The 24,148-nt window shown below is 64.9% G+C and carries 23 protein-coding genes and 2 pseudogenes; 8 read left to right on the top strand and 17 right to left on the bottom strand.

Annotated elements, in window-relative coordinates; genetic code table 11:
• Positions 1 to 20 precede the first annotated feature (20 nt).
• The 17 genes and pseudogenes from HYN69_RS15210 to HYN69_RS15285 all read right to left on the bottom strand — a co-directional run bounded on the left by HYN69_RS15210 (position 21) and on the right by HYN69_RS15285 (position 13,686).
• Positions 21 to 215: a hypothetical protein gene (locus tag HYN69_RS15210; RefSeq protein WP_108436486.1), complete on the bottom strand. Its 195-nt coding sequence runs from the start codon at positions 213 to 215 to the stop codon at positions 21 to 23.
• On the bottom strand, positions 212 to 1,363 hold the full coding sequence (locus tag HYN69_RS15215) for an EscU/YscU/HrcU family type III secretion system export apparatus switch protein (RefSeq protein WP_108436487.1): 1,152 nt from the start codon (positions 1,361 to 1,363) through the stop codon (positions 212 to 214). Before HYN69_RS15215 ends, HYN69_RS15210 begins: the two co-directional genes overlap by 4 nt.
• Complete coding sequence (gene fliR / locus HYN69_RS15220; protein WP_108436488.1) at positions 1,356 to 2,168, bottom strand: flagellar biosynthetic protein FliR; 813 nt, start codon at positions 2,166 to 2,168, stop codon at positions 1,356 to 1,358. The genes HYN69_RS15215 and fliR overlap by 8 nt, the downstream gene beginning before the upstream one ends.
• Positions 2,168 to 2,434: a flagellar biosynthesis protein FliQ gene (gene fliQ / locus HYN69_RS21510; RefSeq protein WP_174213663.1), complete on the bottom strand. Its 267-nt coding sequence runs from the start codon at positions 2,432 to 2,434 to the stop codon at positions 2,168 to 2,170. Before fliQ ends, fliR begins: the two co-directional genes overlap by 1 nt.
• A gap of 18 nt (positions 2,435 to 2,452) precedes the next feature.
• Positions 2,453 to 3,172 (bottom strand): annotated as a pseudogene (gene fliP / locus HYN69_RS15225) (flagellar type III secretion system pore protein FliP); the annotation flags it as partial.
• Positions 3,169 to 3,438: a flagellar assembly protein FliO gene (locus tag HYN69_RS15230; RefSeq protein ID WP_108436490.1), complete on the bottom strand. Its 270-nt coding sequence runs from the start codon at positions 3,436 to 3,438 to the stop codon at positions 3,169 to 3,171. The gene HYN69_RS15230 and the pseudogene fliP, both read right to left, overlap by 4 nt.
• A 176-nt stretch (positions 3,439 to 3,614) precedes the next feature.
• Positions 3,615 to 3,896, bottom strand: a complete 282-nt coding sequence (gene fliN / locus HYN69_RS15235) for a flagellar motor switch protein FliN (RefSeq protein ID WP_108436491.1) — start codon at positions 3,894 to 3,896, stop codon at positions 3,615 to 3,617.
• Entirely contained in the window at positions 3,893 to 4,873 is a 981-nt protein-coding gene (gene fliM / locus HYN69_RS15240) for a flagellar motor switch protein FliM (RefSeq protein ID WP_108436492.1), read from the bottom strand. The genes fliN and fliM overlap by 4 nt, the downstream gene beginning before the upstream one ends.
• Positions 4,874 to 4,885: 12 nt before the next feature.
• A complete protein-coding gene (locus tag HYN69_RS15245; RefSeq protein WP_216824614.1) occupies positions 4,886 to 5,461 on the bottom strand; it encodes a flagellar basal body-associated FliL family protein in 576 nt (191 codons plus the stop codon).
• A gap of 14 nt (positions 5,462 to 5,475) precedes the next feature.
• On the bottom strand, positions 5,476 to 6,954 hold the full coding sequence (locus HYN69_RS15250) for a flagellar hook-length control protein FliK (RefSeq protein ID WP_108436493.1): 1,479 nt from the start codon (positions 6,952 to 6,954) through the stop codon (positions 5,476 to 5,478).
• A gap of 75 nt (positions 6,955 to 7,029) precedes the next feature.
• Positions 7,030 to 7,440: a hypothetical protein gene (locus tag HYN69_RS15255; protein WP_159082496.1), complete on the bottom strand. Its 411-nt coding sequence runs from the start codon at positions 7,438 to 7,440 to the stop codon at positions 7,030 to 7,032.
• Positions 7,437 to 8,761, bottom strand: a pseudogene (locus HYN69_RS15260) (FliI/YscN family ATPase). The gene HYN69_RS15255 and the pseudogene HYN69_RS15260 overlap by 4 nt, the downstream one beginning before the upstream one ends.
• A complete protein-coding gene (locus HYN69_RS15265) occupies positions 8,758 to 9,450 on the bottom strand; it encodes a FliH/SctL family protein (protein ID WP_159082497.1) in 693 nt (230 codons plus the stop codon). The pseudogene HYN69_RS15260 and the gene HYN69_RS15265 overlap by 4 nt, the downstream one beginning before the upstream one ends.
• A gap of 3 nt (positions 9,451 to 9,453) precedes the next feature.
• A complete protein-coding gene (fliG, locus tag HYN69_RS15270) occupies positions 9,454 to 10,503 on the bottom strand; it encodes a flagellar motor switch protein FliG (protein WP_108436496.1) in 1,050 nt (349 codons plus the stop codon).
• 12 nt (positions 10,504 to 10,515) lie between these two features.
• Positions 10,516 to 12,234, bottom strand: a complete 1,719-nt coding sequence (fliF, locus tag HYN69_RS15275; protein ID WP_230426437.1) for a flagellar basal-body MS-ring/collar protein FliF — start codon at positions 12,232 to 12,234, stop codon at positions 10,516 to 10,518.
• 10 nt (positions 12,235 to 12,244) lie between these two features.
• Complete coding sequence (gene fliE, locus HYN69_RS15280) at positions 12,245 to 12,541, bottom strand: flagellar hook-basal body complex protein FliE (RefSeq protein ID WP_108436498.1); 297 nt, start codon at positions 12,539 to 12,541, stop codon at positions 12,245 to 12,247.
• An 8-nt stretch (positions 12,542 to 12,549) separates the two neighbouring features.
• Entirely contained in the window at positions 12,550 to 13,686 is a 1,137-nt protein-coding gene (locus tag HYN69_RS15285) for a sigma 54-interacting transcriptional regulator (RefSeq protein WP_108436499.1), read from the bottom strand.
• Between the two features lie 397 nt (positions 13,687 to 14,083).
• Between HYN69_RS15285 and HYN69_RS15290 the strand changes: the two genes are divergently transcribed.
• From HYN69_RS15290 to HYN69_RS15325, 8 genes are all read left to right on the top strand, one after another.
• The gene (locus tag HYN69_RS15290) at positions 14,084 to 14,389 is read left to right on the top strand and encodes a hypothetical protein (RefSeq protein WP_108436500.1); all 306 of its coding nucleotides are present in this window, start codon (positions 14,084 to 14,086) and stop codon (positions 14,387 to 14,389) included.
• Between the two features lie 150 nt (positions 14,390 to 14,539).
• Complete coding sequence (locus tag HYN69_RS15295) at positions 14,540 to 15,754, top strand: chemotaxis protein CheA (protein WP_108436501.1); 1,215 nt, start codon at positions 14,540 to 14,542, stop codon at positions 15,752 to 15,754.
• On the top strand, positions 15,751 to 16,560 hold the full coding sequence (locus HYN69_RS15300; RefSeq protein ID WP_108436502.1) for a CheR family methyltransferase: 810 nt from the start codon (positions 15,751 to 15,753) through the stop codon (positions 16,558 to 16,560). Before HYN69_RS15295 ends, HYN69_RS15300 begins: the two co-directional genes overlap by 4 nt.
• Positions 16,560 to 17,648, top strand: a complete 1,089-nt coding sequence (locus HYN69_RS15305; protein WP_108436503.1) for a protein-glutamate methylesterase/protein-glutamine glutaminase — start codon at positions 16,560 to 16,562, stop codon at positions 17,646 to 17,648. The genes HYN69_RS15300 and HYN69_RS15305 overlap by 1 nt, the downstream gene beginning before the upstream one ends.
• 30 nt (positions 17,649 to 17,678) lie before the next feature.
• Positions 17,679 to 18,185: a chemotaxis protein CheW gene (locus HYN69_RS15310; protein ID WP_108436504.1), complete on the top strand. Its 507-nt coding sequence runs from the start codon at positions 17,679 to 17,681 to the stop codon at positions 18,183 to 18,185.
• An 8-nt stretch (positions 18,186 to 18,193) separates the two neighbouring features.
• The gene (locus tag HYN69_RS15315; protein ID WP_108436505.1) at positions 18,194 to 20,419 is read left to right on the top strand and encodes a methyl-accepting chemotaxis protein; all 2,226 of its coding nucleotides are present in this window, start codon (positions 18,194 to 18,196) and stop codon (positions 20,417 to 20,419) included.
• A 59-nt stretch (positions 20,420 to 20,478) separates the two neighbouring features.
• A complete protein-coding gene (locus HYN69_RS15320; RefSeq protein WP_108436506.1) occupies positions 20,479 to 20,883 on the top strand; it encodes a response regulator in 405 nt (134 codons plus the stop codon).
• Between the two features lie 44 nt (positions 20,884 to 20,927).
• On the top strand, positions 20,928 to 24,137 hold the full coding sequence (locus HYN69_RS15325; protein WP_108436507.1) for an Hpt domain-containing protein: 3,210 nt from the start codon (positions 20,928 to 20,930) through the stop codon (positions 24,135 to 24,137).
• Positions 24,138 to 24,148 lie beyond the last annotated feature (11 nt).

The raw sequence follows: 24,148 nt of genomic DNA on the forward strand, positions 1-24,148 counted from the left end.
AATCCGTGCCACCCGCCGGCCTAGCGCCAGCGCCGGACCAAAGCCGCAATCTGGAAGCGAAAGGCGGCAAGCCCTGTGCCGACCCCGCAGATGACCAGCACGACCCGTTCCGCCATGCCCCGCGCCGGATCGGTCGCGGCGAGCAGGAAAAACGCCCCCGCTCCGCCAAAGACCACGCTGGAAATCGTCTCGCCCGCTGACATGCGTTTTTTCATGCCGTTCCCTCCATCCGTCCGAATTCGTTGAAGCGCAGCTCTGCCGGAACCTCGACATCGGGCAGGTTCGATCCCTCGCCCCGCTCCAGCCGATAGACATGCGCCAGCACGGCGGCCACGGCGGTGAACAACTGTTCGTTGATCTCGCCCCCGATATCGCCGGTAAAGTACAAGGCCCGTGCCAAGAGCGGGATCTGCAAGGGTTGCAGCCCGACGGCCTTGCCCCGCGCCATGACCTCCTGCGCCATGGGGCCCTTGCCCATCGCCACGATCACCGGCGCCCGCGTTTCGCCGGGCACATAGCGGATCGCCACTGCGAAATGGGTGGGGTTCGTGATGATCGCGGTCGCGCGCGGCACATCGTCCAACGCCTTGCGCTGGCCTGCGCCCCGCCGGCTCGCCTCCATCTGCAACTGGCGCAAACGGCCCTTAACCTCGGGCGAGCCGTTCTGCTCCTTGCTCTCCTGCTTTACCTCTTCCATCGACATCATCAGCTTCTTTCGCATCGACATGATCTGCCATGCGAGATCAGCCGCCCCGATCGCGGCAAGACCGAGCGTCAGCCCCGATACCAGTTTCAAGACCGCAGAACCCAACACCACCAGCGCGCCGCCCGCCGTCTGTTCGCCCAGCCGCCCGATCAGCGGCAGCATGCCAGACACGATCAGCCATGCGATACCGCACAGCACCGCGACCTTGGCAACCGCCTTGCCCAGTTCGACAAGCGCATTCGCCGAAACCATCCGCGCCAATCCAGCCCCCGGATTGATGCGCGACAGCTGCAACCCCATCGCCTTTGGCGACCAGTGCAGCCCCCCGAGCGCAATCTGCAAACCGACCATCACCGCCAGAAGCGGCAGCGCCACCACGACCGAAATTCCCAGAATGTGCCAGAACGCCGCGCCGATCCGCAGCGTCACCAGATCGTCCAGCGCATCGGCCCGCCCCAGCCGCAGATAATCGGCCCAGACCGGCACCATGCCGGGCAATACGGCGGGGGCCATCGACAAAAGCCCCGTCCCCACCGCGAAACCGGCAAAGACCATCGCCTCTTTCGAGGTCAGGACCTGCCCGTCCTCGCGCGCGTCATCCTTGCGCTTCTGTGTCGGTTCCTGTGACTTTTCGGCGCCGTCATCCTCCTCAGCCATCGCGCCCTCCCAGAACGGCCGCGATCATGTCGACCCCTTCGAATACCACATCCTCGAGCGAGGCAGCCGTGGTCGGCACGGTGATGTACAAAAGCAGCAAGGTCGCAACCATCGTGACCGGAAAGCCAAAGGAAAACAGGTTCAGCGACGGCGCAGAGCGCGTGACGATCCCGACCGCGATGTTCAAAAGCAGCAGGCAGGCCACCACCGGCAGCATCGTGGCCATGCCCAGCGCGAACATCCTGCTTCCTGCTGTCAGCCCCGCTGCGATGATGCGGGCGAAATCGACAGGCGCACCGGGCGGCACCGCCTGATAGCTTTCCAGCACCACGCGGATCGCGGCCAGATGGCCATCACTGCCCAGAAAGACCATCAACATGAAAAGCCCGAAGATCTGCGCCACCACCGGCGTCTGCCCTCCGGCGGCAGGGTCGAACTGCGCGGCAAAGCCAAGCCCCGCCGTCGCTGCGATCCGGTCCCCCGCCAAGGCCGCCGCCCCGAACAGGATCGTCAGCACCAGCCCCGCGACCAGCCCCAGCATCAGCTCGGCAAAGACCAGCCGCAGCGCGGCCAGCCCCGCAAGGGCAGCCGGTTCGGGCAGCACCACGCCGCCCTCGATCCCGCCCGCCACCACCGGCAGCGCCAGAACCGCAATCGCCATCACCCGCACCTGCGCCGGCACGAACCGCCCGCCGAACCCCGGCGAGGCCATGACGAAAGCCCCGATCCGCAGCATGGCGAACAGGTATTGCGTCAGCCACCCCGTCACCGCGCCAAGATCGAGCCCCGGAAGCATCGCCTCCATCAGCGGATCGCCGCGATGGTTTCGAAGACGTAGTGGAAATAATCCGTCATCCGCGTCAGCATGAAGCCCGACGCCAGCGCAAGCACCCCCATGCTGATCGCCAGCTTGGGCACAAAGGACAGCGTCTGCTCGTTGATCGATGTCGCCGCCTGCAACACGCCGATCACCAGACCGACCACCAGCGCCACGCCCAGAACCGGCCCCGCGACGACCAGGATGTTCCAGTAAGCGATCTGCAAATTCTCGATATTGCTGTCGAAATCCATGATCCTATCCCCCAGACCATAGGTCGCCGCCAGCGACCCGACCGTCAAAGCCCAACCATCGACCAGCACGAACAACAGCAGTTTCAGCGGCAGGGACACCAGCATCGGCGACAGCATCATCATGCCAAGCGCCATCAGGATCGACGCGACCACCATGTCGATCACGAGAAACGGCAGATAGATCAGGAACCCGATCTGGAACGCGGTCTTCAACTCCGATGTCATATAGGCGGGCAGCAGCACCGAAAGCGGAACCGAGTCGTTGTCGGTATAGGGCGCATCCCCCGCCAGCCGCTGGAACATCAAAAGGTCGTTCTGGCGCGTGTTCTCGATCAGGAAGCCCTTGATGATATGGCTTGCCGTGTCCATCGCGGGCTGCGCCTCCATCTGCCCGTCGAGATAGGGCGAAAGCGACTGGTCATAGATCGCGGTAAAGGTCGGCTGCATGATGAAAAAGGTCAGGAACAGCGCCAGCGCCACCAGAACCTGGTTGGGCGGGGTTTGCTGCGTGCCCAGCGCCTGCCGCAGGATCGACAGCACGATGATGATCCGCGTGAAAGCCGTCATCCCCAGCAACAGGGACGGAAGGATCGTCAGCGCCGACATCAGCGCCACGATCTGCAACGACAGCGAATAGGTCGTCCCCTCGGGCCCTTGTGTCAGGTTCAGCGCAGGCAGACCCTGGGCATGGGCGGCAAGGGGCAGCAGGATGAACAGCGGAACCAGCAGGCGTTTCATGCCGCCACCTCGCGCTTGGGCAGCGCCTGCATCACCGGAGCAGCCCCCTTGCAGCGGATCAGCAGAAACTCTTGCCCGTCCACGGTCAGGATCATGGCGCGGTCGGTCGGCGACAGCGCCGTCACCTCGGCCAGCCTGATACGCCGCTCTCCGGCAACGCGGCGGGCAAGCCCGCCCTTGTTGATCGTGACCACCAGCCAGCCAAGGCCAAGCACGGCCATGAACAGAAAAAGCGTCACATATTGGTCAGGTCTGATCGCGTCCAAGGCAAAGCACTCCGGCAATTACACCGAATGCGTGCAATCCCCGTGCCGCGTGCCCGATTTCTGACGCAGAAATCGGCACGAAATCTGACACAGATTTCGCGCAAAGACCCGTCCGGTCGCGGGGGCAACGGAATTTGCGTCAAATTCCGCCGCGATTTCTGCGTCAGAAATCGCCCTTAGATCGACTCGGCACGCTTCTCCGGATCGATGATCTGCCCGAAACGGATGCCGAAGCGTTCACCGACCATCACCACCTCGCCCTTGGCGATCAGCGTGCCGTTCACCAGCACGTCCAGCGGATCACCCGCCAGCCGGTCCAGCTCGATCACCGACCCCTCCGACAGCCGCAGCAGATCGCGGATCGTCAACTCGGCGCGCCCCACCTCGACCGTCAGCTTGACGCCCACGTTTTCCAGCAGGCGCAGCCCGTCATGCCCGCCCTTCAATGCCTCGTTCATAGCGCATTTCCCTTCAGCTTCTTGGTGATGCTCAAGGCCGATTTTCCGGCAACATCGCCCGGCACGGCCTCGAAATAGGGCTTCCCGTCGATCAGGACCTGAACGGTTTCAGCCAGTTTCGCGGGGATCACGTCCCCTTCTTTCAGCGCGGTCAACTGCCGCAAGGCAATCTCCGGCTCGCACATGCGCGCCTGCACCTGCAACGGGATGTTCATCACCGCCCGTTCCAGCCGGTCGCGCCACGACTGGTCATCGTCGAGGAAGTCCGACTGCATCCGGCTCCGCAACTGGCTCGCGATGGGTTTAAGCGTCTGGAGCGGATAGAGGATGTCGAAACTCGCAGGCTCGGCATCGGGCAATTGCACCATGAAAGAACAGTTCACCACCATGTCATCGCCATCGACGAAGGCTGCGAACTGCATGTTCTCCTCGCGGCTGGCCACGGTAAATGTCAGCCCCATCAGGTCGCGCCACGCCAGTTGCAGCGCGTTGTTCAGCCGGTCGGTCACGATCTCGATCACGCGCTGCTCGGTCGCGGTAAACTCGTTGCGGTGGCTTTTGACGTAGCGCACCTGTCCGCCATAATAGGCGTCGGTCAGAAGGCTGATGAACGGCGGAGGGATCACGATCAGATGGTTGCCGCGCAGCTCATCGATCTTGGTATTGGTCAGGCTGACGAAATTGTCCTGACTGTTGCGGTAATCGTCGAATGTCCGCGTTTCCGCCGGAAAGGCCGAAATCCGCGGCTGGATCCGCAGCATGGGCAGAAACACCGACCGCGCGATGCGGCAGAAGCGTTCGTTGATCATCCGCAGCGCGTGGTAATCGCCCATCAACGACAGGTCGTTCGACCCGAAGACGTACGGGCGAACTTCGGCACCGCTCAGCGACGTCTCCATGTCGCCGGGCGAGTCCATCAACCCGCCAACAAGGGCTGCAACGTCCCCTGCCGATAGTTTCCGCGGTTTCGCGATCATCTCACGCGCCCCTTACTGCAGCACAAAGGACGGAAAGAACACATCCTCGATCCCGCCAAAGCCCTCGGCCTTTTCCAGCCGCGCGTTGATCGCTTCTTTCACCGCATCGGCCAGATGGGCGCGGCCCTCTGTCCCCTCGATGTCCGTCTCCGAAAAGGTGGAAAGCACCGTCAGCATGTCCGATTGCAAGGCCAGCTTATGCGTCTCGACATTCTTCATGACCGACTCGTCATATTGCGTCGACACACCGATCTGCACCTGAAGGAACCGCTTGCTGTCGCGCAGGTTCGCGGTGATCGGGTCGGGAAAGGTGAAATAGCTGGTCTGGAACTTCTCTTCCTCGGGCACGGGTTTGGGAACCTTGAGCGGCGCCTCGCCCTCGCCTTCGGCGGCGTGTTCCCCGGCGGGCGCGGCCGATTGCGGGTCGATCAGTTGCAGCATGTCCTGCGCGGGCGACAGCGGGTTGGCGAAATAGAACCAGCCGCCGCCGAACCCCGCACCCAGCAGGATCACCGCGAAAAGCAAAGTCTTTATCATCCCCATCAGACCGCCCTTGCGTTTCGGGGCATCGATTGCTTGCATCGTCATCTTCGTTTCCGTCCTCAGGCCATCAGGTTGACAAGACCCGCCGCAGCACGGCGCAAGCCGGGCGCGTCGCCCGCCTCGATCCGGCGCGAATGGGTCAGAAATTCGGTCATGCGGTTGCGCGGGGTGGCGCGGTCATCCGGCTGGCTGCCCTGCCTGCCGCTTTCGGCGCTCTGGCTGCCAAGGTCGATCCCGGCGCGTGACAGCCCTTCGGTCAACCGGTGCTGCGCTTCGGTAAAGACCCGCGCGGCTTCAGGTGTCGCGGTGATGAATTTCACCTGCGCCAGCCCGTCGACCATCTCGAGCTTGATCCGCAACGGCCCCAGCTTTTCGGGGCTGAGCGACAGTTCGATCTCTTGCCCGTCATCCGACAGTTCGGCACTGATGCGTTCCGACAAAACCTGTTCCCAGCCGGGCAGATCGGTCCGCAACGGCTGCGCGACTGTCCGGTCGGCCGCATGTGACACGGGCAGCGGCATTTGCTGCACCACGGGGTTACCCGGATCGGCGAGTTTCGGTTCGGCAAGTACAGGCTTCGGGGCGACAGGGGCTGCGCCGGCTGCCGCCGCGCCAGTCACCGCATCGACCGTCCGCGACACCGCCGGTTCGGCAGCCGTCACGATGGCCAGGGCTTTCGGCTTGGCAGGCTTTGCCTCACCCGACCCGTCGTCTGCTCCGGCCTTGTCTGACGGTATTTCCTTGCCCGTCACCGAACCCGTAACAGGCCCCGTTTCCTGCTCCGCCCCGGTCCGCGCAACGGCGGTCTCGACCGTCACCGACACCGCGACAGGCATCGCATCGACCAAGGCTCGCCTTGCCTGACGCAACGGCTTCGCCGCTGTCGATTCAGCGTCGGACCCAGCGCCCGCAACAGCCTCGGTCACCGTGCTCGCGACAGCCCCCGCTGCCACGGGCCCCGCAACCGGCCCCGCAACCGGCACAGGCACAGGCACGGGCACAGGCGCCGTCACAGACGCCGTCACAGACGCGGCCTCCAACAGCTCATCCGCCTCTGTGTCCGCGGCGGGCGCAACCTTTTCCCCGGCATCTTCGCCGACGGTCTCGGCCCGGTCGGAAACGACCGGCATCCCCGCTGCGACAATCGACACATCGCGCGGCCCAATATCTGCTGCAACAACCCCATCGGCACCAGCCGGCAAGGTAGCGTCGCCACCCGCTTCAGGCGCAACGGCAGACTGGACATCTGCCATGGCCACACCACCCGACAACGCTGCCTGAACCGCCAGAACGTCCGCTACCGGCACCACCTCACCGCCAACGGCAGCATCCGCGACCACGACACCCGCAACGGCAACCTGCGCGTCCACCGGCACCGTTCCCGGTTTCCCCGCCACAGGCGCAGGCGCTTCGCCCATCGCCTTGGCCAGCCTGTCGGCAAAGCCGGCAGCCCCTGCCGCAAGGGCAGGCGCAGCCGATCCGGCCACGGCCAAAGCCTCGGGCGTTGGCAAAATCGCACTGGTCTCGCCGATGTTCATCGGTGTCTCATCCTTTCGGGCAATCCGCCCGCTCGATCCATTGCCGTCCCGTTTGCAAGTTCGGTGCCAAGCGGCCTAACGTTTGCGCGGCGGCATCGCACCATCGCGCAGGGCCTGCTTTGCCTCGGCCTCGCCGCGCCGCGCCTCGCGGGCCTTGTCGGCCAAAAGCTGCAAGCGGTGCTCCTCTCGCGCCAGCTTCGCCTGCGCCTCGGCCACGGCCAGTGCCAGAGCCGACTCACGGTCGCGCTGCTTGTCGATCTCGGCCAATATCTGCCCGACCATGCCGCGCTCGGCCCGCAGGGTCGCCATGCTTTGCACCGCAGGCGCCGCCCCGCGCTTTTCGGCCAGCACCGCCGCCAGCCGTTCGGCCACCGCCCCCGCCTGCGCCTTTTGCATCAGCACTTCACGCAAGCCGCCCAGCGTTTCCGCGACCCGCGCCTTTTCCTTCAGCGCCATCAAAGCCAGCGTCTTGGACCGCTCGGTCACGCCACACCCGCCAGCGCCAGCAACTCGGCCCGACTGTCATCGAAAGCCGAAGCCTCGTGCGCGCCCTGCCGGATGAACGCCTCGATCGCGGGCCAAAGTCGTATCGCCTCGTCGAGGTCTGCATCCTGACCGGGCATATAGCCCCCATCAGCATCAGGTCGCGGTTGTCCATATAAAGCGAGATCATCCGCCGCAGCTTCTGCGCCGCCGCCCGATGCTCCTTGTCCGTGATATCACCCATCACACGGCTGGTGGATTGCGGCAGATCGACCGCCGGATAGATCCCCATCTGCGTCTGCCGCCGCGACAGAACCATATGCCCGTCGAGGATCGCCCGCGCCGTATCGACCACCGGATCGTTCGTCGTGTCGTCCCCGTCCGCAAGCACCGTGTAGATCGCGGTGATCGCTCCCTCGCCGGGCAATCCCGGCCCCGTCCGTTCGATCAGTGTAGGGATCAGCGACACCACGCTTGGCGGATAGCCCTTGGCCGTCGGCTGCTCGCCCAAGGCAAGGCCGATCTCGCGCTGGGCATGGGCCACCCGCGTCAGACTGTCCATGATCAGCAAGACCTGCTTGCCCTCGGCGCGGAAGGCTTCGGCAATCGCCGTCGCCCGCCGCGCCGCCCGCAGGCGCAGCAGAGGCGAACGGTCGGCAGGCACGGCCACCATGCAGATGCGCTTGGCGGCTTCGCCCGTCATCACCGACCGCACGAAAGCGCCGACTTCCCGCGCCCTCTCGCCGATCAGCCCGACCACGATCACATCGGCACTTGTGAACCGCGCCATCATCTCCATGAGCACCGATTTTCCGACGCCCGACCCCGCGATGATCCCGATCCGCTGCCCCTGCCCGATGGTCAGCGCAGCGTTCAAGATCCGCACGCCCACATCCAGCGGTTTGTCGACCGGAGTCCGCGCAAGCGGGTTCATCACCTTGCCCGCAAGCGGCCAGACCTTGTCACACCGCGGCGCGGGCAGCCCGTCGAGCGGATGCCCCTCGGCATCGATCACGCGGCCCAGTAGGGCCTCGCCCACCTCGGCCATCTGCCCGCCGCCGATCACCCGCACCCGCGCTCCCGCGATGACAGCAGCGCCGGGCTGGTTCAGAAAGAGCATCACGTTGCCGCGCGCAAAGCCGATCACCTCGCCCTGCACCGCATCGCCCGTCTCGGTCGCGATTTCGCACATCGTGCCGGGGCTGGCGGGAAAGCCGGTCGCCTCCATGATCAGCCCGTCATAGCGCAGCACCCGCCCCTCGATGCGCGGGGCGGCCACCGCCGCCCGCGTCACATCGGCAGCGATCCGGGCAAGCAAGGTCATGGCGCGACCCCGATCAGGTCCGTAAGCGAAATCCCCTCGGCCCGCACGGCAACATCGCCCCGCGACAGGCGCGGGTCGGCGGCAACGACAGCCCCCGCAAGGTCAGACCCGGCAAGATAGGGCGCGACCGCTGCCAGATCTTCGGGATGCAAAGCAACAGTCACCGCCCGAACCCCTTGGGCCACACGGTCGGCCAAAATCTCGATCCGCGCCAGAAACGGCGCAGGCAGATCGTCGATCACCTGCCCCGCCCGCACCGATGCCATGGACCGCACCGCGCCCGACAGCGCCGCCGACAGCGCATCGGCACCGTCCATCCCCGTCACTGCCAGCTTGGAAGCCAGCGCCACGAACGCATCCCGCGCCGCGATCACGCCAGCCTCGGTATCCAAAGCCCCCAGCTTGCGCCCCTCGGCCAATCCGTCCGCCCTGCCTGCGGCAAAGCCCGCCTCGCGCGCCTCGGCCAGCAGTTCCTCGACCGTGGGCGCGGGCGGGACAACCTCGGCCATGTCATCCACGACAACCTCGGCCTCGACCGCCTCGACCGCCGCCGCTTCGAGCCGTGCCATGCGGTCTATCGGAACGGCACGGAAACTGCCGTCGACCGGACGCGCGGTGCCCGAAAATCCCTTGCCCGCCTTTGCGCGGACAAGCGCCATAACCTCGGCCGTTCCCATCGCCTGTGCCACGCCTTACACCATCTGCTCGCCGCCGCGTCCGGCCAGCATGATCGTTCCCTCGTCCGACAAGCGCCGCGCCGTGGCGACGATCATCTTCTGCGCTTCCTGCACTTCGGTCAGGCGCACGGGTCCCATCGCCTCCATCTCGTCGCGCAGGTTCGCCGCCGCACGGGTCGACATGCAGCCCAGCAACTTTTCCTTCAGCACCTCGTCGGCACCCTTCAACGCCAGCACCAACTGCTCGTTGTCGACGTTTCGCAGCAGCGTCTGCAACGAACGGTCGTCCGACTTCACCAGATTGTCGAAGATGAACATGTTGTCCTGAATGGCCATCATCAGGTCTTTGTCATCCTTCCTGACATCGCGCAAAATCCGCTGCTCGGTCGCGGTCTTGGTAAAGTTCATGATCCGCGCCGCCGCCTTGACCCCGCCGATCTGGCTGGCCCGCGTGGTGGAACTCGCCTTGAACTTTTTCTGCATCACCTGCTCCAGATCGCGCAGCGCCTCGGGCTGGATCGTCGACAACTCGGCGATCCGGCGCACGATATCGGGCTGCGCCCCCTCGGGCAGCATGGTCAGAACCTCGGCGGCCAGCCCGTATTCCAGACAGGCGATGACCAGCGCGATGATCTGCGGATGCTCGTCAAGGATCAGCTCGGCAATCGATCGCGCATCCATCCAGTCGAGTATCTCGATAGGCCGCTCGGCACTCGAAGGGTTGATCCGGCTGATGATCGACTGCGCCTTGTCCTCGCCCAGCGCCTCGGTCATCACCGACCGGATATAGACCGGCGCACCCAGCCCAAGCCCGGTCTCGGCCGACAATCCGGTCAGGAATTCCTCGACCACATCCTCGAGCGATGCCTGATCCACATCGCCGATCGCATACATCGCCGCCCCCAGATTCTGCACCTCGACCGGCGTCAGGTTCTTCAAGACCGCCGCCGCCGCCCGTTCCCCGAACAGAAGCATCAGCACGGCCGCCTTTTGCAGCTTCGTCAGTTCGACCGAAGTCAACGGCCGACCTACGGGATCAACACTCACAGGACGCGGAGCAGGCATGTCAGACCCCTTTCAGGAAACGCTGGAATCGAGTTCGTCTTTCATCATCCGCTGCAGGACCGACGCGATCCGTGCAGGGTCTTCGGCGGCAATCTGGCGCAGCACGGCAAATTTCTCCTCACGCGTGGCCGATGACCCTAGCGCCGCCTGGGTCAGCTTGGACCGCCGCGCCTCAAGCCGCGCCTGCACATCGTCCAGCGTCTCGCCCTCGCCGACTTCCACACCGGGAACCCCGCCGATGCTTACGCTGCCCGGCGCGCTTGCCAGTGCCTCGGCCGTCATCGGGCTACGCGTCAGCATGGGGCGGATGATACCCAGCGCCACGATGGCGATCAGCGCGATAAGCCCCACCTGCTTTGCCGCCTCGGGCAGCCAGGAATAATCGGTAGGCGCCGCGTCGATCAGCGGCTCTTCCATAAAGGGCTGGGCCATCACCACCACGCTGTCGCCACGGGTCGCATCGAAACCGATGGCACTTTGCGCCAACCGCTCCAGATCGGCCTTCAGCGCATCGGGCAGCGCCGGGGGCGCAGTCTCGCCCTCGGCCAGCGGCACCGTCGACGGCACCGCCCGCATCAGGATCGCCGCGCTGACCTTCTTGATCGTCGCTGTCGCAGGTTGCGTCGTCTCGACGGTCCGGCTCACCTGATAGGTCTTCGTCGTGCCCGAGGTTCGGTTCGTCGGCACCGTCTTTTCCCCGTTCACCGGCGCATTGACCGGTGCCGCGTCCGGTGCAGCCAGTGTGCCCTGATTGGGCGGCGTGTTCGACACGGCGCCGGGAATTCCCTTGGCCACGCCTTCGGTGCTTTCCGACATTTCCGACTGTTCGCTGCTGATCGCCGTGCCGTTCGGGTCCACCCGTTCGGACGTGATCGAACTTTGGGTGAAATCCATATCCACCGTCACCTGCACCGAAAGATTGCCCACCCCGGCAATCGGCGTCAGCAGGGCCTCGATCCGCTGACGGTAGACCTTTTCCACCTCCATCCGCTGCTGCAACTGCCGATCCGTCACAAGCGTGCCCGCATCATCCGACCCGCGCGACAACAGCCGCCCCATCTGGTCGACCACCGTCACGTCGCCCCGCGCCATTCCGGGCACGCTCGACGACACAAGGTTCACGATCGCCTCGACCTGCGCCTGCTCCATCACGCGCCCGCTGGCGAGTTGCAGGAACACGCTCGCACGCGGCGGTTCCTGATCGCGCAAGAACGCCGACCGCTCGGGCAGCGCCAGATGTACCCGTGCGCCCTGCACCGATGCGATCTCGGTGATCGACCCCGCCAGTTCCAACTCTTGCGCCTGCCGCAGCCGCGCGGCCTCGACCGACCGGCTTGCGCCCATCGGCAGATCGGTCAGCATGGCGTCGCCGCCCGGCATCGCCTCGGGCAACCCCTGCGACGCGAGCAGCATCTTGGCCTTGTGGAAATCGGCACTCGGCACCAGAATTTCGCCCGTCACCTGATCCACCGTCGCATCGATCCGCGCCGACGTCAGCGCGTCGAACACGCGGCTTTTCTCGGCCTCGGCCAGCCCCGGATACAGCGACATCCGCGACGGCTCGCGCAACAGCGCCCAGGCAGCCAGCGCAAGCACCGTCACCACCATGATCATCACGGCAGGCATCGCCCGCCGCAGCGCGGGCTGATCGCCCATCCGCAACACATTGCTCACCGCGTTGCGCGCCTGCGCCACCAACGGGTTACCGGCCAGCGGGGAATTCGGGGTCATAGCCATCTGGTCACACCGGCATGTTCATGATGTCGCGATACGCGCTCAGCGCCTTGTTCCGCACGTTCAGGGCGAACTGGAACCCGAGCGAGGAAATCTGCTGGTCCACCATCACGCTGGCCAGATCGCTGGTCTTGCCAAGTTCAAAGGCCTTGGCCGATTCTGACGCCTTGGCCTGCGCCCCGGCCAGATCGTTGACAGCATCACCTATCCGGTCCGCGAAACCGGTGGTTTCCGGTGCGACCTGCGGCTTGGCAATGGGTGTGGGTTGAAAGGGCTGAAAGCCCGAAACTGGTCCGACGGTCATGTCCTACCTCAGACCGCACGCGCCAGCGCAAGCATCGCACTCGGCGCGCTCGCGTTGATCAGAAGATCGACCGGCTGGATCACCCCGTCTTCGTGCATCACCAGCGCCCGCTGGATGACGTTTTCCAACTCGCGCACATTGCCCGGCCAGTCGTGCGACATCAGCACCGTGATGGCCTCGGCCGACAGCATCGGCAGCGCCGAACCTGCGGGCGTATGCCGCCGCACCATCGCCGCGGCCAGCACCGGAATGTCATCGGGACGCTCGCACAGCGCACGGGTGGCCAGCGGAAACACGTTCAGACGATAGAAAAGGTCTTCGCGGAACCGCCGCGCCCGCACTTCTTCGGGCATGTCGCGGTTCGACGTGGCGATGATGCGGATATCGACCGCCACTTCCGTCTGCGACCCGATCGGCGTCAGGCGGCGCTCTTGCAACACGCGCAGCAGCTTCGACTGCAAGCCCATCGGCATTTCCGACACCTCGTCCAGCATCAGCGTACCGCCCTCGGCTGCACGGATAATCCCCTTGTTCGCGGTCGACGCACCCGTGAACGCGCCCTTCTCGTGCCCGAACAGGATCGCTTCCAGCATGTTTTCGGGAATGGCCGCGCAGTTGATCGCCACGAAAGGCGCATTGGCGCGGCGGCTTGCGGCATGCACCTGACGCGCCAGCACTTCCTTGCCCGAACCGGTAGGCCCGTTGATGAACACCGTCACATCCGTCCGCGCCACACGCGCGGCCAGATCGATCAACTGCCCCGTGGCCGGATCAGCGGCGACCATCGCCTGAACCTGCCCGCCCAGAATGTCGGCCAGCATCAAAAGCCCGCTGTCGCGCAGCGCGACCTGCCCCGTCACCGGCAGCGAAACCCGCAGCAAACGCCCGCCCATCTCCTCGGCCAGCGCAAAGGCCGCAGCCCCTTCGGTCACGACCACGATGCACTTCGCGCCGCAAGCCCGCGCCAGATCGGCCACCCCACGCGGACCTCCCGCCTTCAGCTCGTACGCCGCCGAGACGGCCAGCACCTGCACCCCCTGCACCGGCCTCGCCCCACGCTCCACCGCAACGCGCCGCCGCCCCAGAAGCAGGGCCAATGCCCCTGCAGCCTCGAAGCACTCGTCAATCAGGTGGATCGTTGCCATGGCAGGTCTTCCTTTGTGCAATCCGTCGTTGCACCGGAAGAAGCAGGTTGCGTGCCAGACGCAGGCCCAACCGCAAAAAAGTTTGCACAGCCCCTAAAATGGCCCCTCAAGCGGCCGATACCATGAACGGAGCCGCCAAAGTGGCGTCGAATTTCCGGCGCGAAAGCGTGGCGGTTCCGCCCTATCGATTTTCCGACGCGCCAGCGGGCGGTAAGGCGCCCCTGCCGATGGCATCCGACCCATACGGGTCTGCCCATCTCGGCGGGGTCAGCCAATACCTTCTGCCCGCCACGGCGCGACCTATTCCATTACCCCATACCAAGGTCTGTATCACATTCCGGTCAATCACGCCGTTCTTTCCATCGAACAAGCGACAACCTCTAGGGGCAAGCGGTCCATGCTGTCAAAAACCTACCATCTGAAATTTCCTTCACTCGACGCAGCACAGATCGCAGCGCCTTTCGTGATCGAGGCTTTGGGAAACGCCATTCCCTCCTGCAACCTGACGGGCCTGAACGTCCTGATCAGCAAGGAAGGCGACGTGTCGATCAACGTCTTCTTCCCGTCGGTCAACGACCTCAAGGTCTTTGAAAAGAAACACGGCGGTTTCCTCGACACGATGAAGAAGACGTTCCTGTTCAAGTCCACCGGTTTCGACGGCGTGTGCATCTTCAACTTCGACCGCAACGAAGACGCAGCCTGACTTTGTGCATGGGCCCTGTTGGCCCGCGATTTGCAGATACCGCCCCAGACGGAACAAAGGGAACGACGGGATGACCTTCCGCGACGACATCGTGCTGCTTGCATCTCGCACACCCGCGACGCCCCGCGCCGTGGAACGGGGTGTGCATCCATGAGCACCGGAGTCGAAAACGCAGCGCCCGCCACCGCCTCGGCCGATACCGGCCTGATGCGCGTGTCGTCCGAAAAGATCAGCCGCCTGATGGACCTCGTGGGCGAACTCTCGCTCTCGGTCTCGGAAACGGTGCAGTCGCCCGATCTGAACGGCCTCGTGCTGTCGAACTTCGACACCGCCGTGCACCGCCTGAACATGATCGTGCGCGAGGTACAGGACGCTGCGACCGATCTGCGCCTCGTGCCCATCGACGATGTGTTCCGCCGCCTGCGCCGGATGGTGCGCGAATTGGAACGCCAGACCGGAAAATCCATCGACATGGTGATCGAAGGCGGCGAAACCGCCATCGACAAACTGGTCGCCGACAAACTTTACGACCCGCTCCTCCACGTCGTCCGCAACTCTGCCGACCACGGCCTCGAACCGCCAGAAGAGCGCAGCGCCAACGGCAAGGAGCCGCAAGGCCGTATCACCCTTTCCGCCGCACAGGTCGGATCCGAAGTGCAGATCATCGTCGCCGACGATGGCCGCGGCCTCTCGCGCGACCGCATCCTGAAAAAAGCCCGCGAAAAGGGTTTCTTCGGCCCCGACGAGGAACCCGAACCCTCGGCGCTGTGGAAATGCATCTTCGAGCCGGGCTTTTCCACCGCCGAAACCGTGTCGAACCTGTCGGGCCGCGGCGTCGGCATGGACGTCTTGAACTCCACCATGACCGCCCTTCGCGGCCGCATCGCGGTCGACAGCACCGCCGGCGCGGGCACGCGCGTGGCGCTGCACATCCCCGTCTCGCTCGCCTTTCTCGACTGCATCATCCTGCGCCTTGGCGAACAGCTCTTCGCCGTTCCGATCGACGTGGTCTCGGAAATCGCCCGCCCCGCCCCCGGCGAACTCCTCGGCATCTCTGCCGAAGGCGGGTCCGAGATGTTCCGTCTACGCGGCAAGCACATCCCGATCTGCCGCCTCGACCACTTCTACGGCACCCCGCAAAGCGGCAACTCGTCCTCGACCGGCGTTCTCGTCGTCTTCAACACCACCTCGGGCGCAATCGCGGTCCCTGTCGATGAAATCCTCGACCGCCAGCAAGTCGTGATGAAGCCGCTCGTCGGTCGCCTCGCCGCCGTCCGTGCCAGCTGGGGCTGCGCGCTTCTCGGCACCGGCGAAGTCGCCCTCGTGCTCGATTGCGAACGCCTCGGTGCAGGGGTCGCATCATGAGCCAATCGGAACTGCACAGCTGCGAACAGATCCGCGGCTGGCTCAGCCAGCGCTGCGGCATCCATTACCCCGAACACAAGATGGAGCTGTTGCGCCAGCGCCTGTCCCGCGTGCAGCGCGCCTTTTCGGTCGAAACCCTGTCTGACCTGTCGCGCAAGCTCTCGACCGATGCCAGCCATGACCTGCAACTCGCAGTGATGCACGCGGCCTCGACCAACCACACCTACTTCTTCCGCGAGGTCGAGGTGCTGGACCAGTTCCGCCGCCAGATCATGCCCACCCTTGCCCAGCGCGACGAAATCCGTATCTGGTCCGCCGCCTGCTCGACCGGCGACGAAGCCTATACGCTGGCCATCATGATCGCCGAAGATTACGGCCTCTCGGCCTTGAAGCGCACCGCCATCCTCGGCACCGACATTTCGGCCCCCGTGGTCGAACAGGCCGAATCCGGCCTTTTCGCCGAACAGCGCCTCGACCGTGTCCCGCCCGACCTGCGTCGCAAGTATTTCGAACCCGTCGGCCTTGCCCAGTTCCGCGTCCGCGACGAATTGCGCGATTGCTGCACCTTCCGGCAAATGAACCTCAAGACCACGCCCTACCCGTTCCGCAAGGCGTTCCAGGCGGTGTTCTGCCGTAACATCCTTTACTATTTCGAACCGGCCGACCAGCTCGCCACGCTCGACGCGATCAACGATGTCACAGAACCGAATGGCTGGCTCGTCACCTCGGTGACCGAAAACATCCGCGATCTGCCGTCGCGCTGGCACTCGGTCGACAACGGCATCCACCGCAAGGGGGGCAACTGATGGCCCCGCCGCGGATCGTCAAGGTCCTGATCGTCGACGACTCGGCCATGGTCCGCAAGGTGCTGACCATGGGCCTGTCGTCCGACCGCTTCATCCAGGTGGTCGGCGCGGCGTCGAACCCCGACACCGCCTGGCAGATGATCCAGGCTCTGCGCCCCGATGTCATCACGCTCGACGTCGAGATGCCCGAAATGGACGGCATCACCTTCCTTCGCAGCTTCCTGCCGAAAGCCCGCATCCCCACCGTGATGATCTCGGCCCATACCCGCGACGGCGCCCAGACTTCGATGGATGCGATGGAAGCGGGAGCCGTCGACATCATCCCCAAGCCCGCCCTCGGCGCGGGCCTCGCCTCGGGCCTGCCCGCGATGATGGCCGACATCTGCGCCCGCGTGCGCGCCGCCGCCGATGCCCATGTCGTCCTTGGCCGCACCCGCCCCGCAGCCCCGCAGCGCCCTGCCGCCCCGGTCATATCGCGCGGCCCCGGCGGCGGCGAAATCCTCGCACTCGGCTCCTCCACCGGCGGGGTGCAGGCGCTTGGCACCATCCTGCCGATGTTCCCGCATGATTGCCCGCCCATCGTCATCGTCCAGCACATGCCCGAGGCGTTCACCGGCCCCTTCGCCGCGCGCCTCGACGGCACCTGCACGGTGCATGTCCGCGAAGCCCAGGACGGCGAGCTGGTCGAAGCGGGCACCGCACTTATCGCACCGGGCGGCAAACGCCATATGGAGCTTGACCGCGCAGGCCGCGGCTACCGCATCCGCCTTGTCGAAGGCCCCGCCGTCTGCTTCTCGCGCCCCTCCGTCGACGTGCTGTTCAACTCGGTCGCCCGCCTTGCCGGTGCGAATGCGGTCGGCGCGATCCTGACGGGTATGGGCCGCGACGGCGCCGCGGGCCTTCTGGCCATCCGCAACGCAGGCGGCCGCACCCTGTCACAGGATCAAGACAGCTCTGTCGTCTACGGCATGCCCATGGCGGCATGGGAAAACGGCGCGTCCGAAGCCGCACTTCCACTCGATGATATTCCCGCACGGATGCTGCACCTGCTCGGCACCCGCACGTCCCGCCCCGAAATCCGCGCCTGATGCGCCCCGAAAGAACGACAGGAGACCCGAATGTCTGAAAACGCCCCCGCCGGACTGTCGCTTGGCGACACCGACAACATCGACGAGATGTATCTGACCTTCGCCCTCGCAAACGAGGAATACGGCGTCGGCATCGCAGGCGTGACCGAAATCGTCGGCATGCAACGCATCATGTCGGTGCCCGACGTGCCGCATTACATCAAAGGCGTGATCAACCTGCGCGGCAAGGTGATCCCCCTGATGGACGTCCGCCTGCGCTTCGGCATGCCCGAACGCGCCTATGACGAACGCACCGTCGTCATCGTGATGGACGTGGGCGATGCGCCCATCGGCCTGATCGTCGACGGCGTGTCCGAGGTCCTCGAAATCCCGCCCGCGCAGGTCGATCGCCACACCCAGTTCGGCCGCTCGGCCTCGCGTCCGGTCATCTCGGGCATCGGCCGCATCGGTGACCGCGTCGCCGTGCTGCTCGATACCTCGGTGCTGGTGTCCGACACCGACATCTCGGTCCCGAACGACCTTGTGGCCGCGGAATAGAGACCGACATGAACCGCAGGACCCCTCCCCGCCCCACCCGTGGAACCGGACGCGTCGACCCGCTCGACGATCTGGCGAACGTGCCGCCCGAACTGTCCCCCCCCGCCACACCCTCCGCCAAAGCCCCTCGCAGCCAAGGCAGCCAAAGGACCGAAGTCATGGCAAACGAACAGACAATCGAATCCAGGATCTTGGACGGCATGTCGTCCTTCGAAACACTCGACATCCTGTCCAACCCGGTGATGCTGGCCGACGCGGATATGGTCATCCGCCACGTCAACGAGGCAGGCTACGAGATGTTCGAACGCATCGAGGCCGACATTCGCCGCGACCTGCCGAACTTCCGTGCCCGCGACGTGCTTGGCAAAAGCATCGACATGTTCCACACGCACCCGCAATACCAGCGCGGCATCATGCACGGAATGGTCGAACCGCATGACGGAAAATTCACCGTCGGCGGTCGCCACCTCGCCTTCCGCGCCACGCCGAAATTTACCAAAGGCAGCGAAATCGGCTGCATCTTCGTCGAATGGCAGGACCAAACCGAAGTCGTCGTCGCCAAAACCCAGACTGACCGCCTGGTCGCGGACCTCGCCGCCATGACCGCATCCCACCACATGGGCGACATTGACCATTTCGTGTCCGTCGCAGGCTATGAACCCGCCTTCGCAACCGTCGCGACCGAAGTGAACGACATGGTTCGCGAGCATATCGAAACCAAGAAGAAAGTGGTCGGCTGCCTGACCGAAATCGCCAATGGCAACTTCGACGCAAAGCTCGAAACCTTCCCCGGCAAAAAAGTCTTCCTCAACGTGGTGGTCGAGGAAATCCGCGATAACCTCAAGAACAACAAAGCCCAGATCGACAAGCTCCTGACCGAAATCCGCAGCATGGCAGCCGCGCATCACGCGGGCGACATCGACGAATTCGTGGATTCCGAAGGGTTCGATCCGGCATTCGCCTCGGTCGTGAACGACATGAACGCGATGGTGCTCGAGCATATCGAAACCAAGAAGAAAGTCGTGCTTTGCCTTGCGGAAATTGCCAAGGGCAACTTCGCGGCCCACCTCGAAAAATTCCCGCGCAAGAAAGCCTTCCTCAACGATGTGGTGGAAGACATGCGCAAGAACTTTACAGCCGTCATCAACGAGATCGAACGTCTGTCGAACGCGATCGTCGACGGCTCGCTTGACGTCCAGCCCGACCGCGGCCGCTTTGAAGGCGATTTCGTCCGTATCGTCGATGCTTTCGATTCAGCTTTCGTCGGTTTGAACGGGGCCTTCAACCTGATCGGCCAGCAGATCGGACAGGTCGCCACCACCGTCGAACAGATGAGCCAGTCTTCGCAGGCGCTCGCCACCAACTCGCAGGTCCAGTCGTCCTCGGTCGACGAAGTCTCGGCTTCGGCAGAACAAACCGACGCACAGGTTAAATCGAACGCCGCCGCCGCCACCAAGGCAAGCCAGCTTGTCGTGGGCGCCAGCGAAGTCGCCGAAGTCGGCAAGGGCAAGATCAACGAAATGGTCACGGCGATGCAGGGCATCCGCGCGTCAAGCCAGGACATCGGCAAGATCATCAAGGTGATCGACGAGATCGCCTTCCAGACCAATCTGCTCGCCCTCAACGCCGCGGTCGAGGCCGCACGCGCCGGACAACATGGCCGCGGTTTCGCCGTCGTGGCGCAGGAAGTCCGCAACCTTGCCGGACGCTCGGCCAAAGCGGCACGCGAAACCTCGGAACTGATCGAGGACGCGGCAACCCGCGTGCAATCGGGCGTCAAGATCGCCGATGAAACCAGCCGCGCCTTCGTCAGCATCGCCGATGACATCGAAAAGGTGAAAGGCCTCGTCACCGAAATCGCGACTGCCTCTGACGAACAGGCGCGCGGCGTGGCGCAGATCAACATCGCCATCGGTGAAATCGCGAAATCCGCACTTTCCACCAGCCAGCAGGCCGAAGAACTCGCGGCGTCGTCGAACGAGATGCAGGCCGCGACCGAAAGCATGCGCTCGGAAATCGCGCGCTACCGCCTGCGCAAGGTGGCAACCCGCAGCATAGGCGGCATGTCCCTCGAAGGCGTGCCCGCCGATCTCATGGCCCAGATACAGGCCATGATCGCAGGCCAGATGGGCGGCAACCGTGGCGCACAGTCGGCTCCGGCACCGGCCCGTGCCGCAGCCACGGGCGGCAGCCGCAACAGCGACCGCGACCAACGCGGTTTCGGCAACTTCTGACCCAACAGGCCGCGGCGCCCACACCGCTGCGGCCCCCTCCCAAACCCAAGGATACTCCCATGCCCTTCAATGTGATGATCGTCGATGACGCCGCGATGATGCGCCTCTACATCGCCAGCTTCATCAAAACCCTGCCCGATTTCAAAGTGGTGGCCCAGGCTGCCAACGGTCAGGAAGCGCTCGACAAGCTGACCACCGTGCCCGATGTCGACCTCATCCTTCTCGATATCGAGATGCCGGTGATGGACGGGCTGGAATTCCTGCGCCACGCCAAGCTCAAGACCCGCGCCAAGATATGCATGCTCTCGTCGGTCGCCGTCTCCGGTTCGGCCCATGCCGCAAAGGCCCGCGAACTGGGTGCCGATGGTGTCGTGGCAAAGCCCTCGGGAACTGTGTCGCACGACCTCGAGGAAAAGACCGGCGACGAACTCGCCCGCACAATGCGTACGCTGGTGGCGGCCTAAAGCCGCCCCGCCCCCTTCCGCCCTACGATAAATGCGAGGACGCGATGTCTGACGAAATGGACGAAATCTGGGCGCTTTACGCCGATGACGGAGCGCAGGCGCTCGACGCGATGGAAACCGCGTTGATGGCGCTTGGCGATGGATCGGGTGGCGGTCAGGATGCCCATGTCAGCGCCCTTTTCCGTGCCGTGCACACGTTCAAGGGCAACTCGCGTGTCCTTGGCCTTGCCGTCGTGGAAAGCCGCGCCCATCATTCCGAAGACCTGATCGGCCTCGTGCGCGATCAGGGCGTGCCATGGGACGGCGAGATCAAGGATATCCTTCTGCTCGCCGCCGACACGCTGCGTACGATGCTGGAAGAAACCGCCGCCACCCGCGCCGATGTCGACGGTTCGTCGTCCGAAATGCTGATGACACGCCTGCTCGACAAGATCGCCCGTTGCAGCGGTGCCGAACCCGCATCGGCGGAAGTGGTCGCCCCTCCCGCTCCGGTTCAGGCAAACCCGTTTGCCTCCACCGAACCAGAAGCCGACCCGCAACCCGAGCCTGCTGCCGAAGCCGAAGCCGAACCCCAACCTGAACCCGAAGCGGCCCCCGAACCCGCCGCACCGGCAAAAAAGCCCAAATCGCGCAAGACAGCCGACCCTGCGGCTGTCGCCGCCTTCCTGTCCGATCCCGAACCGCCAGCAGCCCCCGCCGAAGCGGCCGCCCCGCCTGCGAAGGAACCCGCGCCACCCGCTCCGCGCGCGCGCCGCTTGGCCGACGACCCGACGTACCGCGACATCTTCAAGGGCATGAGCACCGACACCCGCACCAAGCTGTCCGCGCTCTACGCCTCCTACGCCGCCGACCCCGAAGCCGCCCCAAAGGCCCGTCGCGAAGCCGACGGGCTGTGCCACGCCGCCAAACAGATGGGCCTCGACGACTGGGTCGAAGCCCTGCAAACCTACCTTTCCACCGCGACCGAAGCGGCCAGCGCCGAAGACCTCGCAACGCTTCTGCTGCGCCTCGACGACCTGACCGACGCGACCTTCGGCGCGCCCGCATCAGACCCCGCCGACACCGGCAATTTCTTCGACGGCATCCGCGGTTTCCTGTCGGAAATCGCCAGCATGGGCACCGACTTCTCCTTGGGCGACGCCCCCTCGCCCGACCGCATCGCCGCAGCCATTGCCACACTGCAAGCCGCCGCTGCGCCCTTCGGCTTCCTGCGCCTGTCGGAATCTGCCGCAGCCCTTGCCCGCGCCAGCACCGCCACAGAATACCGCAGCGCCGAACTGCGCCTTTACGAAGAGCTTTCGGCCGTCGAGGCCGTCATGCCCGAAGCGGCCCTCGCCGCAGGCATCAGCCCCCGCGAACTGGTGCAAAGCTGGAGTGCCGAACACGTCTTCGACACGCTCGCCAGCCTTGAAGCCACCCTGGACCGGCTCCGCGCCCCGTCCTCCAACCGCGACAAGGACCACGCGCTTCTCGACCACCTGCTGCGTCTGGTCCACCACGCCTGCGCCCATTACCGCATCGATACGGCAGGCCAGCTTGCCATGTCGCTGATCGACCTGTTCGCCCGCGTGCAATCCACCGGCATCGCCCCCGACGCGATCCTGACCCATATCGCCCGCGGTTTCATCGACACCATCGAACTGGTGTTCGACGCGCTCTACCAGGGTGAAACCCCCGACACCCAGAATCTCGAAAAACTGTTCGAGGAAGCCGCAAACGTCTGTTTCGTGCAAGACGGGCTGATGACCGCCTCGGCCATCGAACGCCGCCTTGGCCTGCCCAAGGAATTCCACCGCGTCCTCTCGCCCGAAAGCGTGCGCGCCGCCTCGGAAGCGATCGAAAGCGGCCAACGCTTCTACATCATCCGCGCCGACATCAACACCGACGAGTCGCTGGCCGAAGCGTTCATCGTCTGGCTGTCCTCGGGCCTTGCCAGACCCATCACCAACGTCACCGTCTTTCAGGGCGACGACACGCTCTTCGATTTCCTCGTGTCGACCACACTCGACGAGCCGAGCCTTGCCGAAGCCCTCGCCCGCCTCGATCCGGGTACCCGCAAGCTGCGGGCGCTCCGCGCGCTGACAATCCAGCAAGACACCCCCCAGACCGAGGCTGCGCCCGCCGATCCCGAAAACGCGGCAATGTCGCAGATGCAAAGCGGCGTCACCCCCGAAATGCTCGAATCGATCGGCGAGATCGCGGCCAGCCAGTCGATGATAAGCCATATGCTGGGCGAGCTTGCCGATCACGACCTGATGGACAGCATCGACAATATCCTGCGCGGCAACGGGCAAGACTGGCGCCGCGCCCGGACGCAGGTCCGCACGCTGATGGCCGACTTCGCCACCCGCCTGCAGGAAGTCACCCAGATGGAGGCGCAGCTGGTCGGCCAATTGACCCAGCTGCAGGAAGAAACCGTCGAAATCCGCAGCCGCGCCATTTCCTCGGTCATCCGGCCCTTGGAAACTTTCGTCCAGACCTATTCCCGCCGCAACCGGCGCGAGGCGCAGTTCTCCTGTTCGGGCGGCGATCTCACGCTTGACATCACCATCCTCGAAACCCTCCGCAAACTCTTGCGCTCGCTGTTCGTCATGCGCCTCGACCTTGGCCCCGATGCGCCGCAATCCATCCACATCGCCTTCCACCGCGACGAAGAGCGCGTTCTCGCCATCGTCGAGGATGACGGCGCCATGATCGACGCCTCGCCCGTGCTCGACGAAATCCAGTCCACCCTCTCCCGCTCGGGCGGCGAACTCCGCCGCGTGGCGATTCCGGGCAAGGGCATGCGCTTCCACATCTCGCTGCCCCTCGCCATGGTGGTGCTCGACGGCATGGTCGTCGGCGTCAAAGGCGTACGCTACGTGGTGCCGGTCGATGCGATCCGCATGATCCTGCAACCCGAAACCGATGTCGCCTTCACCGTCTCGGCCGCAGAAGGCCAACAGATGCTGCGGATCGCCGACGATGAAATCGTGGCCGTCCATTCCCTGGCTGCACGCGACCAGACCGACGGCGAAAGCCGGCGTGTCTACGTGGTCGTGGGCGCGCAGGGCCGGTCCGTTGCCGTCCCTGTAGATGAACTCATCGGCCAGCAACTGGTGCTTTTGCGCCCGTTACGCGGCGTGCTGAGTCGCGTCCAGAACATGACGGGAATCGCTTTGCTCGCCGGCGGCGACGTCGGAATGGTGGTTTCTGCCAATATGCTCTGCGCCGCGTCGCGCGAAGCGGTGCGAAACCCATCCCTGCGGATGTAGCCGCCCCATAC

It is taken from the genome of Gemmobacter aquarius (assembly GCF_003060865.1).
In the GTDB taxonomy this organism is placed as follows: domain Bacteria; phylum Pseudomonadota; class Alphaproteobacteria; order Rhodobacterales; family Rhodobacteraceae; genus Paragemmobacter; species Paragemmobacter aquarius.